We start from the raw sequence: 15,192 nt of genomic DNA, 5'->3' as shown, positions 1-15,192 counted from the left end.
GCCGCGTCGGTGTCGGTCGCCGTCTCGGCGGTGTGCTCAGGACGGCCGAAGCCACGACCGGGGCCGAACCCGCCGCGTCGGGCGAATCGTTCGGGGCCGCGCGGTCCACGGCGGTGCGGCGGGAAGGACGCATCGATCTCGTCGACGCTCGTCGCGCCGCCTGCGATGAGCTCGAGGGTGCGGCAGCTTCGGCGACCGAGGCCGGCTTCGGCGAGCACCTCGTGCATGGAGTGCTTGATCGCATGGTCGACACTGCGGAGCCAGAAGCCGAGCGGACGCTCGTCGGACGGGCTGGTGGACTGCTCTGGGGAAGTCATTGGGGTGTTCATGGATGGTCTCCTTATTTGCATGCTCTGTTACATGTAAATGTATAATGACATGTATGTCTGACGATCGTCAAGCGCAGCCCAGCGAACCCACAGCAACCGACCCGGTGGAGCTGATCGAGCAGGCGCTCGTCCAGATCCGGAGGGACCAGTCGGGTCGTCGCTTCGGCGGACGCGGCGGGCGTGGTGGCCCCGGGCATCGTCATCACGATGAGCACGGAGGAGACCATCACCACGACGCCCACGGCGGCGGCGGGGACGAGCACGGACGCGGTCGTGGGCCGGGCTTCGGACCCGGCCTCGGAGGGCCATGGTCCGCCGGCGGGGGAGGCCGTCATCCGCGTGAGCAGGCGATCGCTCAGGCGGCCCGGTTCCGGATGCTGGACGCGCTTGCTCGCGATGGGGCGTCCGGCGGCATGGGTATCAGCGCGCTCGCGGAGGCGATCGGGGTCGACCAGCCGCGGGCGAGCCGACTCGTGGCCGAGGCGACGAAGCGGGGCGAGGTCGCCCGGGCGGTCGACCCGAACGACGGACGACGGAGTGTCGTGCAGCTGAGCGCCGCCGGTCGCGCGGTCCTCCAGGAGGCGCATCGGGGCCGGCGTGAAGCGGTGACCACGGCTCTTGCGGACTTCACTCCCGAGGAGGCGGCGCAGTTCGCCGCCTTCCTGGAACGTTTCGTCGCGGCGTGGCCGCGCCCCGACGTCGCGGATCCGCCCGCCTGAGTTGTGGACCACGCGACCCGTCCGGTCTGAGCGGTCCACAACTCAGGACGAGTCAGGCGTGTCGGTCCGGTAACGGCAGCCTCACGGCAGACGCGCCGGGACGCTCCTGAATGGTGAACCGTGCAGGAGGCATCGAGACTCGGCTCGCGCTACTGGGGACGCAGGCGCAGCTCCTGCATGCCGCCGTCGACGGCGATCGAGGTGCCGGTCGTGGAGCCGGACCGCGGACTCGCGAGGTAGGCGACGGCGTCGGCGACCTCGGTCGCTGAGACCAGACGGCCGTGCGGCTGTCGCGCCTCGAGGGCCGCGCGTTCGGCGGCCGGGTCCGCGGCGCTGTCGAGCAGGCGGCCGACCCACGGGGTGTCGGCCGTGCCGGGGTTGACGCAGTTCACCCGCACGCCCTCACGCAGGTGGTCGGCGGCCATCGCCCGGGTGAGCGAGAGGACCGCACCCTTGGTCGCGGAGTAGAGCGCGCGCTGCGGGAGTCCGGCGGTCGCCGCGATCGAAGCGGTGTTGACGATCGATGCGGCGGGCGACTCGCGCAGGTGGGGGAGCGCCGCCCGGGCGACCCTGGCCATGCCGACGACGTTGATGTCGAAGACGCGGTGCCACTCCTCGTCGTCGTTGTCCTCCACGCTGCCCTGCGCGCCGATCCCGGCGTTGTTCACGACGATGTCGAGGCGACCGAACCGGGCGACGATGGCGTCGACGGCCGCTCGCACGGAGGCGTCGTCGGCGACGTTCGTGCGCACCGAGAGTCGGTTCTCGGAATCACCGTCCACTGCGGGGTTGAGGTCGAGGATCGCGACCTTCGCGCCGTCCGCGGCCAAGCGGTCCACGATCGCCGCCCCGATGCCGGAGGCTCCGCCGGTCACGACGGCCACGAGTCCGGTGAACACGCCCGTCTCCGAGTCGCTCATCGTCCCGCCTCCATCGCTGCGAGGGCTTCCGCGGGCTTCGCAGCCGGTGCGACTCCGGGAACCGGCTCGACGAAGCGCTGCCGCTGTCGGCCGAGTCCCTCGATCTCGATCTCGCACACGTCGCCGGCCGAGAGGTAGGGGAAGCGACCCGACAGGGCGACCCCCTCCGGCGTGCCGGTCAGGACGAGGTCGCCCGGTTCGAGCTGCAGGTACTGGCTGAGGTGCCAGATCACGGTCGCGACGTCGAAGATCAGGTCGGCCGTGGTGGAGTCCTGACGTGGTTCGCCGTTGACCCAGCTCCGCAGGCGGAGCGAGCCCGCGTCGACCTCGTCCGGGGTCACGAGCCAGGGGCCGGTCGGGTTGAACCCGGGGGCGCTCTTGCCCTTCGACCACTGCCCGCCGCTCACCGCCATCTGGAAGTCCCGCTCCGACACGTCGTTCGCGGTGACGAAGCCGGCGATGCGGCCGAGGGCCTCGTCCGGGCTGTCGAGGTAGGAGGTGCGCTCGCCGATGACGACGCCCAACTCGACCTCCCAGTCGGTCTTCGTGCTGCCGCGGGGGATGCGGACGTCGTCGTTCGGACCGACGACCGTGTTCGGCGTCTTGAGGAACATGATGGGGATCTCGGGCGGCGCGGATCCCGATTCGGCGGCGTGCTCGGCGTAGTTCATCCCGATGCAGACGACCGCGCTCGGTCTCGCGATCGGCGCGCCGATCCGGCGGGATGCCGCGTCGTCGAGCACGGGAAGGGCGCCCGATTCGAGTGCGGCGCGAGCCCGTTCGACACCGCCGCCGGCGAGGAACGCCCCGTCCACGTCGGCGGTGATCGATCGGAGGTCGTGGGCGGTGTCGCCCGAATACACGACGGGGATCTCCTCGTCCACGGGGCCGAGTCTGGCGAAGCGCATGCTGATCCTTCCGGTTCCGCCGGGTGTCCGCAGGCGAGGGACCCGGCCTCCTAGCCGATAACGTCTGAACTCTACCCCGAGGATGTCGTCGCCAGGGGTGGATTCGCGGGTTGATCCCAGCATTGACAGCACAGACATCGGATGTTTATGCTCGGGGGCACCAGCCGAAGGAGCACACCGCCGTGAGTAGCATCATCGGATTCGAGACGCATGACGTCCGTTTCCCGACCTCGACCACCCTCGACGGTTCAGACGCCATGAACCCGGACCCCGACTACTCGGCCGCGTACCTGCGTCTCGTCACCGACGCGGACGACGGGCACGAAGGTCACGGCTTCGTCTTCACGATCGGCCGCGGCAACGACGTCGAGGTCGCCGCCATCCACGCCCTCCGCGAGCACCTCCTCGGGCGCGAGGTCGAGCCGATCCTCGACACCATGGGTGCCTTCTGGCGTGAGCTCGTCTACGACTCCCAGCTCCGCTGGCTCGGCCCGGAGAAGGGCGTCATGCACATGGCGATCGGCGCCGTCGTCAACGCCCTCTGGGACCTCAAGGCGAAACGCGCGGGCCTGCCGCTCTGGCAGCTGCTGTCCACCATGACACCTGAGCAGCTCGTGGAACTCGTCGACTTCCGCTACCTGAGCGACGTGCTCACCCGCGAGGACGCCCTCGAGATCCTCCGTGACGCGGAACCGGGTCGCGCTGCCCGCACGGAAGCGCTCCTCGCCGCCGGCTACCCCGCCTACACGACGACGCCCGGGTGGCTCGGATACTCCGACGAGAAGCTCGACCGCCTCTGCCGGGAGGCCGTCGCGGACGGCTTTGCGCAGGTGAAACTCAAGGTCGGTGGTGCCGTGGAGGACGATGTCCGTCGCCTCGCCATCGCCCGGAATGCCGTCGGCCCCGACATCCGCATCGCGGTCGACGCGAACCAGCGCTGGGACGTCGCCGAGGCGATCGACTGGATGGCGCGACTCGCTCCGTACGACATCGCCTGGATCGAGGAGCCGACGAGCCCCGACGACATCCTCGGCCATGCGGCCATCGCTCGCGGCGTCGCGCCGATCCCGGTCGCGACCGGCGAGCACATGGCCAACCGCATCATGTTCAAGCAGTTCCTGCAGGCGGACGCCCTCCAGGTCCTCCAGATCGACTCGACCCGCGTGGCCGGGGTCAACGAGAACATCACGATCCTCCTGCTGGCGGCGAAGTTCGGCGTCCCCGTGTGCCCGCACGCCGGCGGCGTCGGCCTCTGCGAAGCGGTGCAACACCTCTCGATGTTCGACTTCATCGCCGTCTCCGGCAGCGAGGATGGACGCATGATCGAGTTCGTCGACCACCTCCACGAGCACTTCGTGGAGCCGGTGGAGATCGTCGCCGGCCGGTACCGCGCGCCCCTCGCGCCCGGTGGGGGATCCGAGATGCTCGCGACCTCGATCGCCGAGTTCACGTTCCAGGGTGCCGATGCCTGAGCTGCTCGTCCCCCGCCTCGCCTACGGCGCCGCCAACCTCGGCAACCTCTACCGGGAGCTCGGTGACGACGAGGCCTGGGCGATCCTCGACACGGCTTGGGAGCACGGGGTCCGGTTCTACGACACCGCACCGCACTACGGGCTCGGCCTGTCCGAGCGTCGACTCGGCGCCTTCCTCCGCACGAAGCCGCGCGACGAGTACGTGCTGTCCACCAAGGTGGGCCGGTTGCTCGTCCCGAACCCGGACGGCGCGGGCACGCTCGACACCGACAACGACTTTGTCGTCCCGGCGACCCTGCGACGCGAATGGGACGCGAGCGAGTCGGGTGTGCGTCGCTCCCTCGACGAATCCCTCGAACGTCTGGGAATCGACCACGTCGACGTGCTCTACCTCCACGACCCGGAACGCAACGACCCGGAGTCCGGGATCGCGGAGGGCATCCCGGCGCTCGCCGCCCTGCGCGACGAAGGTCTCGTCGGCGCCGTCGGCATCGGCTCGATGGACGTCGAGGCGCTCCTCGCCGCCGTCCGCACCGGGCTGACCGACCTCATCATGATCGCCGGCCGGTTCACGCTCGCCGAGCAGCCCGCCGCGGCGGAGGTGCTCCCGGCCTGCCTCGACCACGGAGTGGGGGTGGTGGCCGCCTCGGTGTTCAACTCCGGGCTGCTCGCGCGCTCGGTGCCGGATCCGGACGGTCGGTACGAGTACGGCGCCGTCCCCTCCGAGGTCTTCGACCGCGCGGTCGCCATCGCCGAGGTCTGTCGCCGGTTCGACGTCGAGCTGCCCGCCGCAGCGCTCCAGTTCCCGCTGCGGCATCCAGCCGTGCGGACGGTCGCGGTCGGCGCCTCCCGACCCGAGCAGATGGTGCAGAACATCGAGCGCTTCGAGGCGCCCATCCCCGAGACGTTCTGGGCGGAGCTCCAGGCCAGCGGACTCCTCGGCTGATGCGCACGGTCGACGCGCACCTGCACCTGTGGAACCGCGCCGACGGGTACCGCTGGCTCGACGGTGCCGACGAGGTCCTGCGTCGGGACGTCACGGCGGAGGAGGCCGGGGCCGAGCTGCGTGCGGCCGGTGTCGACACGGCGGTCCTCGTCCAGGCGGACGACACGGAGGCCGACACCGAGTTCCTGCTCGACACGGCCGAGGCGTACGACTGGATCGGCGGCGTCGTGGGCTGGGTGCCGATCGACGACGCCACGCGCGCGGAGCGCCTGCTCGACCACTGGGCGGATCGACGCGTGCTCCGCGGGGTGCGTCAGCTCCTCCACGACGACCCGCGCGACGGCCTGTTGGCCGCACCGGACGCGCGTCGGCTGGCCGTCATGCTCGCCGAGCGCGACCTCGTGCTCGACGTGCCCAACGCCTTCCCGCGGCTGCTCGGCGACGCCACGGCGCTCGCCGCAGCGGTGACGGACCTGACGATCGTCGTCGACCACCTCGCGAAACCACCGACCGACCCTGCGGGGTTCGACGTCTGGTCTGCGCAGCTGACGGCGATCGCCGCGCTGCCGAACACCGTCGCGAAGGTGTCGGGGCTCAGTACGGCCGGCCGTCGGTTCGCTGCCGACGATGCCCGGCGGGCGTGGGATGTCGCACTCGACGGATTCGGTCCCGATCGGCTCATGGTCGGCGGCGACTGGCCGATCACCCTCACGAGTGGCGGGTATGCGCCCGTCTGGGCGGCGCTGACCGAACTGTTCGGCACGCTCTCACCCGCCGAACGGGCGATGCTGCTCGGTGGGACGGCCGCACGGGTGTACCGACTGGACGACGTGGCGTGATCGTGGACGGACAGCCTGACATGATCGAAACACCGACGAGGAGGTCACCATGTTGACAGGGATCGATCCGACGCTGAGCGGCGAGCTGCTGCTGCACCTGGACGCGATGGGACATTCGGACGCGGTGGTGATCGCGGACGCGCACTTCCCGGCGGCACGGCTCGGCGCACGCGTCGTCGTCCTACCGACGCTGTCCACACCGGAGGTGCTGCGCGCGGTGCGGACGGTCATCCCGCTCGACGACGAGCCGGTGCTCGACCTCATGACGAGCGCCGACGGGACGGTGCTCGAGGTGCAGTGCGAACTCATCGCCGCAGCCGGCACGACCGAGGACGCGGTGCGGTTCGTCGACCGCTTCGCCTACTACGATGAGGCTGCGACGGCGTTCCTCATCATCCGCACCGGTGAGACCCGGAAGTACGGGAACGTCACCCTGCGGAAGGGGCTCGTGACGCCTGGCGCTTGAGCCCGCCCCGCATCGTGCTCACCAGCAGAGGGCGACGATCGCGATGCCCACGGCCGCGTAGATCCCCGCTGTGACCTGCTGACGGCGGGTGCGCGGCTCGCCGGCGGTCTCGACGGTCGCCCCGTGTTCATCGAGCGAGCGCTTCGGCTTGGGGGCGTGCCAGGGGAGTGAGCGCCAGCGCAGGGCTGCGCCGGCCAGCCCGAATCCGGTGATCGCGACCGCGAGCACCCACACCCACGACCAGACGCCGACCGGCGAGGCGAGCGCACGGACGAGGGCGAGGATCGCGATGCTGTCGACCGCGTCGACGACCAGTCGATGGCGATCGGTCGCGGCCCACCGACCCGTCGACCACGCGTGGACGACCTGGAGGGCGACGAACCACGCGATGACGAGTGACACGACCACGGGGATGAGGAGCTCGATCATCGTCCTGCTCCGATCTGTTCGAGGAGGGCGACGCCTGCCGCGTCGACCGACTGCTGGGTGGCCGAGACGAGCACGACCGTGGTGCCGGTCGCCGGGACGACGCCGACGAAGGACGCGAACCCGCCCGTAGCGCCGTTGTGCCACACGAGGTCGTCGCCGTCGATGGCCTCGCGGTCGACGATCCAGGCCCATCCGATCTCACGATCGCCGAACGCCGACTTCGGGTCGAGCGCCTCGATGCCCGGTGCGCTGCCGTCGGCCAGCCGTTCCGCGAAGCGGGCGAGATCCTCGGTGTCCGAGCGGATGCCGCCGGCAGGCCCGATCGCCGTGCCGGTCCATGCTGCGGCGGTCCGTCCGCCGGCGGTCTCACCGAGGAGGTCGCGATCGCCGAGCTCGGCCGCATCGTCCACCGGGGCCGTCGAGTCGAGCCCCATCGGACCCGTGATCCGTTCCTCGAGCAGTTCGGCATAGCTGGTGCAGGCGGCCGCTCCGAGCGCGGCGCCGAGGAGCTCGAAGCCGAGGTTGGAGTAGGTGCCCTTCGGGGTGTCCAGGGCAGCGGACCGGGCCTGCTCGAGGAGCTGGTCGAGGTCTTCGCCGTAAGGGTTCGCCGTCGTGAGCGCGAACCAGCTCGAGGAGAGGATGGTCGAGAGATCGATCGGGAGCCGCGGCAGCCCGGAGCTGTGGGTCGCGAGTTGCTCGAGGGTCACGGCGGCGGCGGGTGCGTCGCCGAGTTCGAGGAGTTCGCCGAGCGTGGTGTCCGGGGCGACCTCGCCGCGCTCGATCGCGTCGGCGAGCAACAGCCCGGTGAAGGCCTTGCTGACCGAACCGATCTCGAACCGGGTGTCCGGCTGGGCGCCGATCGTCGTGGTGCGGGTGCCGTCCGGGGTGACGACGACGGCCAGGAGGGCCCGGTGGTCCGAACCGGCGAGCTCGCGGACGGTCGCCGCGAGCTCCGCGTCACCCGTCGCTTCGGCCGGGAGGGTGGACGGGCCCGGCCGGACGGCGAGGCCGATCGCGAGGGCGACGGCCGTGCTGGCCGCTGCGATGATCCAGACCCGTCTGGATCGGGACGTGCGGCGTGCAGTGGTGGTCATGCTGAGTCCTCTCCGTGGTTCGGTGGTCATTCCATGGCGGCGACGGCGACGAGCAGCGGCACCAGCCGCGTGGCCGGGACGGCGACGCGTCCTCGTCCGGCTGCCTGCAGCCACCCCGCCGCGGTGAGCACGCGGACGTGGTGGTAGATCTGGCCGGTGGTGCCGATGCCGTCGAGCTCGCCGAGCTCGGTGAGGGCCGTCGTGCCGTTCGCGACCGCGAGGAGTAGCCGGAGGCGTACGGGCGACCCGATGGCCGCGAGCCGCGCAGCGGTCGTCGCGAGCGGGACGGATGCCGCGGCGTCGGCGGAACCGGCGTCGTCGCCGAGGGCGAGGAGGTCGTCGGTCGCCCTGGCGTACTGCCACTGGACCGGTGCCCCGCCCGCGACGACGGATCCGGTGAAGAGGATGGCGCCGTGTTCGAGCGATGCGGTGCGTTGTTCGAGTCCGCGGAGCGCCCAGAACGTGTCGTCGGAGGTGGCCTTCGGCAGGACGTCGTCGGAGTCCTCCGCGGCCTCATCGTCGCCGGCCGTGCCACCGAAGACCGCGGCCTCGAGCCGACGGAGGCGTGCCTCGTGATCACCAGGGTCGACGGTCGTCATGCCCCAAGTGTACAAATAACGTAATTACGAAATCAAGAGGCGGGCTGGTGTCGCCCGCCTTGGATCACCGGCGGGCGGCGAGCCTGCCCTGCTTCGCGTGGACCGGGAGGAGGAGTCCGAGGCCCACCAGGAGCACGAGCACGATGCCGAGGATCCCCCAGAACTGTTCGCCGCCGAGGGTGACGAACAGGGCGAAGGCGGTCGGTGCGAGGAAGGAGACGGCGCGGCCGGTCGTGGCGTAGAGGCCGAAGACCTCGCCCTCGCGGCCCTCCGGGATGATGCGTGCCAGGAACGAGCGGCTCGCGGACTGCGCCGGGCCGACGAAGAGGCAGAGCATGAGCCCGAAGATCCAGAAGATCGTCGCACCGCCCTCGTGCAGGAGGAAGACCGCGCTGCCGGCGATCACGAGGCCGATGAGCGACGCGACGATGACCGGCTTCGGGCCGACCTTGTCGTCGAGCAGACCGATCGTGATGGTCGCGATGCCGGCGACGACGTTGGCGGCGATGGCGAAGATGATGACCTCGCCGGGCGAGAAGCCGAAGGTGCCTGCGGCCAGGACGCCACCGAAGGTGAAGACGCCCGCGAGGCCGTCGCGGAACACGGCGCTCGCGAGGAGGAAGTACAGCGTCTGCCGGCTGTCGCGCCAGAGCTCCGCGATGCTCTTCGCGAGGACGCCGTAGGAGGCGAAGAACCCGACGTGCGGCCGGGCGACGGCCTGGGGTGCGTGGTACTCGGGCACCGCGAACAGCACCGGGAGGGCGAAGATCCCGAACCAGGCGGCCGAGACGAGCATCGCGACCCGGACGTCCATGCCGTCGTCGCCCGTCACGCCGAACAGGCCGACCTCGGGGGAGATGAAGCCGAAGTACACGACGAGCAGCAACACGATGCCGCCGATGTACCCCATGCCCCAGCCGAGGCCCGAGACCTTGCCGATGGACGACGGCGTCGAGACCTGCGCGAGCATCGCGTTGTAGTTGACGCCGGCGAACTCGAACACGATGTTGCCGACCGCGAGGAGGACAAGCCCCAGCCAGAGGAAGTCCGGATCGGGGGCGACGAAGACCAGGAGCGCGGTGATCGCGACGACGACGTAGGTGTTGAAGCCGAGCCAGAACTTCCGTCGGCCGGCCGAGTCGGAGCGCTGGCCGACGACCGGCGCGAGGATCGCGATCAGCAGGCCGGCGGCGGCGAGCGCCCATCCGAGCGAGGCGGACACCGCGGCCTCGTCACCGAAGGCGTCGCTCGTCAGGTAGACGGTGAATACGAAGGTGGTGACGACGGCGTTGAAGGAGGCGGAACCCCAGTCCCAGAGGCTCCACGCGAAGATGCGTCCCTTGCGGCCCGACTGCGCCTTCACGGCGGCGACCTGTGAGGTGTCGAGGTCGACGGTGGCCGCCGCGGCGTCCGGGTCGACGAGCGGTGGGGGCGGGAAGTTGCGGGGGCGGGATCCGAGGCGTGGCGTGTCGTCGCCGGTGCCGCTCCGCTTGCCGGTGTCGTCGGTGCCACCTGGGGGTGTCGTGCTCATGCACCGAGGCTAGTGCTCCGCGGTGAACGGCCGGTAGCGCACGGCCTTCGCGCCATTGCTGGGGGTTCACTGGGACGCGGATCGGGCCCGGGAATAGCCGGGACGGTCCCGCGTTGGACTTGAGCGTACGACACTCAAGTTTGAATCCAGGAGGTTCACGTGCCCGAAGACTTCACCCAGGGCGGCGCAGCAGCAGACGGCGGTTCGTCGTCGTTCGACGACTTCCTCGCCCGATACCTCGAGGGCGAGCGGGCGCGTTCGGCGCGCACCATCGACCTCAGCCGCTTCCTCACCTCGCGGACGCAGGAGATCCTGCAGCGCGCCGGCCGGTTCGCACTCGAACGCGGCCAGAACGAGCTCGACGCGCTCCACATCCTGCGCGTCATCGTCAGCGAGGAGCCCGCGAAGGACGCCGTCGCGCGCCTCGGCGTCGACCCCAGGACCATCGCCCGCGCCGCCGAACAGCGACTCCCGCAGGCGTCGTCGCCGAGCGTCAAGGACCCGGCGATCACGCCGTCCGCGCAGCGGGCCCTGTTCCACGCCTACCAGGTCGCCCGTGCCGCAGGCTCCACCTACGTCGACCCGGAGCACCTCTTCTTCGCCCTCGTCATCAACCAGGACTCGCCCTCCGGTGAGGTGCTCGCACGCGCCGGTGTCACGGCCGACGCGCTCACGCAGGGGATGCGCCAGACCGTCGGCGACCCCGGCGTCGCGACCGAGGACCGGAGTGACGACGACGCCGACGACCTCGATTCCGACACCCCGATGCTCGACCGCTTCGGCACCGACCTCACGGCCCTCGCGGCCGGCGGCTCGCTCGACCCCGTGATCGGCCGTGCCGACGAGATCGAGCAGACCATCGAGATCCTCTCGCGCCGCACCAAGAACAACCCGGTGCTCGTCGGTGAGGCCGGCGTTGGCAAGACCGCCGTCGTCGAAGGCCTCGCGCAGGCGATCGTCGACGGCGGCGTGCCCGAGCAGCTGCGCGGTAAGCGCGTCGTCTCGCTCGACCTGCCCGCCATGGTCGCCGGAACCCGCTACCGCGGCGACTTCGAGGAGCGCCTCACCGGCCTCCTCGACGAGATCGCGGCGAACCGCTCCGAGCTCATCGTCTTCATCGACGAGGTGCACACGGTCGTCGGCGCCGGCGGGTCCGGCGAGGGCGGCATGGACGCCGGCAACATCCTGAAGCCACGTCTCGCGCGCGGTGAGCTGCACCTCATCGGAGCGACCACGCTCCGCGAGTACCGCGGCATCGAGAAGGACCCCGCGCTCGAGCGTCGGTTCCAGCCCGTGCGCGTCGGTGAGCCCTCGATCGAGGACGCCGTCCTCATCCTGGGCGGCCTCCGTCCCGCGTACGAGGAGCACCACGACGTCCGCTTCACCGACGACGCCCTCCGCGCCGCCGTGGAGCTCTCAGCCCGCTACCTGCCCGACCGCGTCCTGCCGGACAAGGCCATCGACCTCATCGACCAGGCCGGCGCCAGGCTCCGACTGCGGCTCGGCACGACGGTGGACGTCAGCGCCCTCGTCGAGGAGCTCGCGACCCTCGAGGCCTCGAAGAACGCTGCGGTCTCAGCCGAGCACTACGAGGAGGCCTCGCGCATCCGCGACGAGATCACCGCGGTGCAGGCCAAGCTCGACGCCGCGTCCAACGGCCCCGGTGCCCGGACGGACAGCGCGGCCGTGGTCGACGAGACGCAGATCGCCGGCGTCGTCTCCCGCGCGACCGGCATCCCCGTCAACCGCCTCACCGAGGGCGAGCGGGAACGCCTCGCCGGCCTCGAGGACGAACTCCACGCGCGCGTCATCGGTCAGCACGACGCGGTCGCCGCGGTCTCGAAGGCCGTGCGCCGCAACCGGACCGGCATGGGCGACGCGAACCGCCCCGTCGGCAGCTTCCTCTTCCTCGGCCCGACCGGCGTGGGGAAGACGGAACTCGCGAAGGCGCTTGCCGGATCCCTGTTCGCCGACGACACCTCGGTGATCCGCTTCGACATGAGTGAGTTCGGCGAACGCCACACGGTGTCGCGACTCGTCGGTGCCCCTCCCGGGTACGTCGGCTTCGACGAGGCCGGCCAGCTCACGGAGCGCGTGCGACGCAACCCGTACTCGATCGTGCTGTTCGACGAGATCGAGAAGGCCCACCCGGACGTCTTCAACCTGCTCCTGCAGGTGCTCGACGACGGACGCCTCACCGATGGCCAGGGTCGGACGATCGACTTCCGCAACACGGTCGTCGTCATGACCTCGAACCTCGGTTCCGAGTTCCTCGCCTCCCGGTCGGGAGCGATGGGGTTCGTCGCCGGTGGTGCGGACGACCCGACGGGCTTCGGCTCGGAGGAGGCGCTCCGTGCCCGGGTCATGGGCAAGCTGCGTGAGGCGATGCGGCCCGAGTTCCTGAACCGGATCGACGAGATCGTCCTGTTCCGGAAGCTCGACCAGGCGCAACTGCAGGAGATCGTCGGGCTCATGCTCGGCCGCACCAGCGAGCGCCTCGCCGCTCGCGGGGCGTCCCTCGAGACGACGCCTGCGGCACTCGCGCTCCTCGCCGAGCTCGGGTACGAGCCGGAGTACGGAGCCCGTCCGCTGCGGCGCCTGATCCAGCGCGAGGTCGACGACCGGATCGCCGAACTCGTCGTCGCCGGTGGGGTCGCTGCGGGCTCCCGCATCCACGTCGGCGCGGCCGACGGGGCGATCGTCGTCACCGAGCAGGCCGCGGTGTTGGCCGACGCAGCGTAGGGATCACCCCTTCGACAGGCTCAGGGACCGGACCTCCGGCCCTGGGCCTGTCGGCGTCTCCGGCCCCGGTCCCCGCCTGTCGAAGGGCTGTCCTGAGCCTGTCGAAGGGCACCCTGGCCATCCGCTGGGAGTTGAGCCAGCAGGACTCAACTTTCTTGACGACGAAACGGGCCTTCGCTAACATTGAGTCATCGGGGCTCAAGTCTCGTGCATCATCGGCAACACCCATCCAATCAGCTCGGTGCCGAGCTCGTCGAGTCGGCCGGAAGCGGCAAGCATGCCGTCCGGGTCGACGAGTTCTGAACCGGCAGTCAACACAAGGAGAACCAACACATGGCACGTGCAGTAGGCATCGACCTCGGTACCACCAACTCGGTGGTCGCCGTCCTCGAAGGTGGAGAACCCACCGTCATCGCCAACGCCGAGGGCTTCCGCACCACCCCCTCCGTCGTCGCATTCACGAAGGACGGCGAGGTGCTCGTCGGCGAGACCGCGAAGCGCCAGGCCGTCACCAACGTCGACCGCACCATCGCGAGCGTCAAGCGCCACATGGGCACCGACTGGAAGTTCGACGTCGACGGCAAGAAGTACACCCCGCAGGAGCTGTCGGCCCGCATCCTGGCCAAGCTCAAGCGCGACGCCGAGCAGTACCTGGGCGACACCGTGACCGACGCGGTCATCACCGTCCCCGCCTACTTCAACGATGCCGAGCGTCAGGCCACGAAGGAGGCCGGTGAGGTCGCAGGCCTCAACGTGCTCCGCATCATCAACGAGCCGACCGCCGCCGCCCTCGCGTACGGCCTCGACCGCGGCAAGGAGGACGAGCTCATCCTCGTCTTCGACCTCGGTGGCGGTACCTTCGACGTCTCGCTGCTCGAAGTGGGCAAGGACGACGACTTCTCCACCATCCAGGTGCGCTCCACCTCCGGTGACAACCGCCTCGGTGGCGACGACTGGGACCAGCGCGTCGTCGATTACCTGATCAAGCGCTTCAAGGACTCGACCGGTGTCGACGTCTCGGGCGACAAGATCGCGAAGCAGCGCCTCAAGGAAGCTGCCGAGCAGGCGAAGAAGGAGCTCAGCTCCTCGATGTCGACCTCGATCCAGCTCCCGTACCTCTCCCTCACGGAGAACGGCCCGGCGAACCTCGACGAGACGCTCAGCCGTGCGAAGTTCGAGGAGCTCACCAACGACCTCCTCGAGCGCACCCGCAAGCCGTTCAACGACGTCATCGCCGAGGCCGGCGTGAAGGTCTCCGACATCGCGCACGTCGTGCTCGTCGGTGGATCGACCCGCATGCCCGCCGTCGCGGAGCTCGTCAAGAAGCTCACCGGTGGTCAGGAGCCCAACAAGGGCGTCAACCCTGACGAGGTCGTCGCCGTCGGCGCAGCCCTCCAGGCCGGCGTGCTGAAGGGTGAGCGCAAGGACGTGCTGCTCATCGACGTCACCCCCCTGTCGCTCGGTATCGAGACCAAGGGTGGCATCATGACGAAGCTCATCGAGCGCAACACCGCGATCCCCACCAAGCGGAGCGAGACCTTCACCACGGCCGACGACAACCAGCCGTCCGTCGCGATCCAGGTGTTCCAGGGCGAGCGCGAGTTCACCCGCGACAACAAGAACCTCGGCACCTTCGAGCTGACCGGTATCGCTCCGGCTCCGCGCGGTGTGCCGCAGGTCGAGGTCACCTTCGACATCGACGCCAACGGCATCGTGCACGTGTCCGCGAAGGACAAGGGCACCGGCAAGGAGCAGTCGATGACCATCACCGGTGGCTCGTCCCTCGGCAAGGAGGACATCGAGCGCATGGTCCGCGAGGCCGAGGAGCACGCAGCGGACGACAAGGCCCGCCGCGAGCAGGCCGAGGTCCGCAACAGCGCCGAGCAGCTCGCCTACTCGATCGACAAGCTCATCAAGGAGAACGACGACAAGCTCCCCGAGGACGTCAAGACCGACGTCCAGGGCGATGTCGACGCCCTGAAGAGCGCGCTCGCCGGTGAGGACGAGGACGCGGTGAAGACCGCGTTCGACAAGCTCAACGAGAGCCAGGTCAAGCTCGGTGAGGCCATCTACGCCCAGGCGCAGGCCTCCGAGTCCGCCGCAGGAACCGAGGCCCCGGCTGAGGAGGCGACCTCCGATGAGGACGTCGTCGACGCCGAGGTCGTCGAGGACGAAGACGACAAGGACAAGAAGTAACC

13 protein-coding genes and 1 pseudogene are annotated in these 15,192 nt (G+C 70.0%); 7 read left to right on the top strand and 7 right to left on the bottom strand.

What is annotated here, in order from left to right:
- Window positions 1-329: pseudogene (locus ASE44_RS18690) on the bottom strand (hypothetical protein); the annotation flags it as partial.
- A gap of 53 nt (window positions 330-382) precedes the next feature.
- On the opposite strand from ASE44_RS18690, the gene ASE44_RS09960 reads away from it, so the two are divergent.
- Window positions 383-1,048 carry a MarR family winged helix-turn-helix transcriptional regulator gene (locus ASE44_RS09960; protein WP_235522584.1) on the top strand — a complete coding sequence of 222 codons (666 nt, stop codon included), beginning with the start codon at window positions 383-385 and terminating at the stop codon, window positions 1,046-1,048.
- Between the two features lie 149 nt (window positions 1,049-1,197).
- Here ASE44_RS09960 and ASE44_RS09955 read toward each other — a convergent pair whose 3' ends face one another.
- Window positions 1,198-1,968, bottom strand: coding sequence for an SDR family NAD(P)-dependent oxidoreductase (locus ASE44_RS09955; RefSeq protein ID WP_056779352.1), 771 nt, complete (start codon window positions 1,966-1,968; stop codon window positions 1,198-1,200).
- Window positions 1,965-2,876 carry a fumarylacetoacetate hydrolase family protein gene (locus tag ASE44_RS09950; protein WP_082455940.1) on the bottom strand — a complete coding sequence of 304 codons (912 nt, stop codon included), beginning with the start codon at window positions 2,874-2,876 and terminating at the stop codon, window positions 1,965-1,967. The genes ASE44_RS09955 and ASE44_RS09950 overlap by 4 nt, the downstream gene beginning before the upstream one ends.
- Before the next feature lie 182 nt (window positions 2,877-3,058).
- Between ASE44_RS09950 and ASE44_RS09945 the strand changes: the two genes are divergently transcribed.
- Genes ASE44_RS09945 through ASE44_RS09930 form a run of 4 tightly spaced genes read left to right on the top strand, consistent with a single transcriptional unit; the run spans window position 3,059 to window position 6,599 of the window.
- Window positions 3,059-4,348: an L-fuconate dehydratase gene (locus ASE44_RS09945; protein WP_056009071.1), complete on the top strand. Its 1,290-nt coding sequence runs from the start codon at window positions 3,059-3,061 to the stop codon at window positions 4,346-4,348.
- The gene (locus ASE44_RS09940) at window positions 4,341-5,294 is read left to right on the top strand and encodes an aldo/keto reductase (RefSeq protein ID WP_056779350.1); all 954 of its coding nucleotides are present in this window, start codon (window positions 4,341-4,343) and stop codon (window positions 5,292-5,294) included. Before ASE44_RS09945 ends, ASE44_RS09940 begins: the two co-directional genes overlap by 8 nt.
- Window positions 5,294-6,133 (top strand): amidohydrolase, encoded by an 840-nt coding sequence (locus tag ASE44_RS09935; RefSeq protein WP_056779348.1) that lies wholly within the window; start codon window positions 5,294-5,296, stop codon window positions 6,131-6,133. Before ASE44_RS09940 ends, ASE44_RS09935 begins: the two co-directional genes overlap by 1 nt.
- Before the next feature lie 49 nt (window positions 6,134-6,182).
- Window positions 6,183-6,599, top strand: coding sequence for an RbsD/FucU family protein (locus ASE44_RS09930; protein WP_056779345.1), 417 nt, complete (start codon window positions 6,183-6,185; stop codon window positions 6,597-6,599).
- Window positions 6,600-6,617: 18 nt separating this feature from the next.
- Here ASE44_RS09930 and ASE44_RS09925 read toward each other — a convergent pair whose 3' ends face one another.
- The 4 genes from ASE44_RS09925 to ASE44_RS09910 form a co-directional block, all read right to left on the bottom strand.
- Entirely contained in the window at window positions 6,618-7,028 is a 411-nt protein-coding gene (locus tag ASE44_RS09925; protein ID WP_056779342.1) for a hypothetical protein, read from the bottom strand.
- On the bottom strand, window positions 7,025-8,122 hold the full coding sequence (locus ASE44_RS09920) for a serine hydrolase (RefSeq protein ID WP_082455939.1): 1,098 nt from the start codon (window positions 8,120-8,122) through the stop codon (window positions 7,025-7,027). Before ASE44_RS09920 ends, ASE44_RS09925 begins: the two co-directional genes overlap by 4 nt.
- 26 nt (window positions 8,123-8,148) lie before the next feature.
- The gene (locus tag ASE44_RS09915; protein ID WP_056779339.1) at window positions 8,149-8,721 is read right to left on the bottom strand and encodes a hypothetical protein; all 573 of its coding nucleotides are present in this window, start codon (window positions 8,719-8,721) and stop codon (window positions 8,149-8,151) included.
- A gap of 64 nt (window positions 8,722-8,785) precedes the next feature.
- Window positions 8,786-10,252 carry an MFS transporter gene (locus ASE44_RS09910; RefSeq protein ID WP_082455938.1) on the bottom strand — a complete coding sequence of 489 codons (1,467 nt, stop codon included), beginning with the start codon at window positions 10,250-10,252 and terminating at the stop codon, window positions 8,786-8,788.
- A gap of 159 nt (window positions 10,253-10,411) precedes the next feature.
- On the opposite strand from ASE44_RS09910, the gene ASE44_RS09905 reads away from it, so the two are divergent.
- Together ASE44_RS09905 and dnaK are read left to right on the top strand one after the other, a co-directional pair.
- Window positions 10,412-12,994, top strand: a complete 2,583-nt coding sequence (locus ASE44_RS09905) for an ATP-dependent Clp protease ATP-binding subunit (protein WP_056779336.1) — start codon at window positions 10,412-10,414, stop codon at window positions 12,992-12,994.
- A gap of 333 nt (window positions 12,995-13,327) precedes the next feature.
- Window positions 13,328-15,190 carry a molecular chaperone DnaK gene (dnaK, locus tag ASE44_RS09900; protein WP_056009052.1) on the top strand — a complete coding sequence of 621 codons (1,863 nt, stop codon included), beginning with the start codon at window positions 13,328-13,330 and terminating at the stop codon, window positions 15,188-15,190.
- The last annotated feature ends 2 nt before the right edge of the window (window positions 15,191-15,192 follow it).

It is taken from the genome of Plantibacter sp. Leaf1, from assembly GCF_001421315.1.
GTDB lineage: Bacteria > Actinomycetota > Actinomycetes > Actinomycetales > Microbacteriaceae > Plantibacter.
Note: the sequence above shows the minus strand (reverse complement) of the source record. Positions and strands in the feature narration are given on the sequence as shown.

Bases quoted from the DNA above. Each gene is read 5' to 3' on its own strand.
- ASE44_RS09960 (WP_235522584.1), top strand. From the start codon at position 383: ATGTCTGACGATCGTCAAGCGCAGCCCAGCGAACCCACAGCAACCGAC.
- ASE44_RS09955 (WP_056779352.1), bottom strand. From the start codon at position 1,968: ATGAGCGACTCGGAGACGGGCGTGTTCACCGGACTCGTGGCCGTCGTG.
- ASE44_RS09950 (WP_082455940.1), bottom strand. From the start codon at position 2,876: ATGCGCTTCGCCAGACTCGGCCCCGTGGACGAGGAGATCCCCGTCGTG.
- ASE44_RS09940 (WP_056779350.1), top strand. From the start codon at position 4,341: ATGCCTGAGCTGCTCGTCCCCCGCCTCGCCTACGGCGCCGCCAACCTC.
- ASE44_RS09935 (WP_056779348.1), top strand. From the start codon at position 5,294: ATGCGCACGGTCGACGCGCACCTGCACCTGTGGAACCGCGCCGACGGG.
- ASE44_RS09930 (WP_056779345.1), top strand. From the start codon at position 6,183: ATGTTGACAGGGATCGATCCGACGCTGAGCGGCGAGCTGCTGCTGCAC.
- ASE44_RS09925 (WP_056779342.1), bottom strand. From the start codon at position 7,028: ATGATCGAGCTCCTCATCCCCGTGGTCGTGTCACTCGTCATCGCGTGG.
- ASE44_RS09920 (WP_082455939.1), bottom strand. From the start codon at position 8,122: ATGACCACCACTGCACGCCGCACGTCCCGATCCAGACGGGTCTGGATC.
- ASE44_RS09915 (WP_056779339.1), bottom strand. From the start codon at position 8,721: ATGACGACCGTCGACCCTGGTGATCACGAGGCACGCCTCCGTCGGCTC.
- ASE44_RS09910 (WP_082455938.1), bottom strand. From the start codon at position 10,252: ATGAGCACGACACCCCCAGGTGGCACCGACGACACCGGCAAGCGGAGC.
- dnaK (WP_056009052.1), top strand. From the start codon at position 13,328: ATGGCACGTGCAGTAGGCATCGACCTCGGTACCACCAACTCGGTGGTC.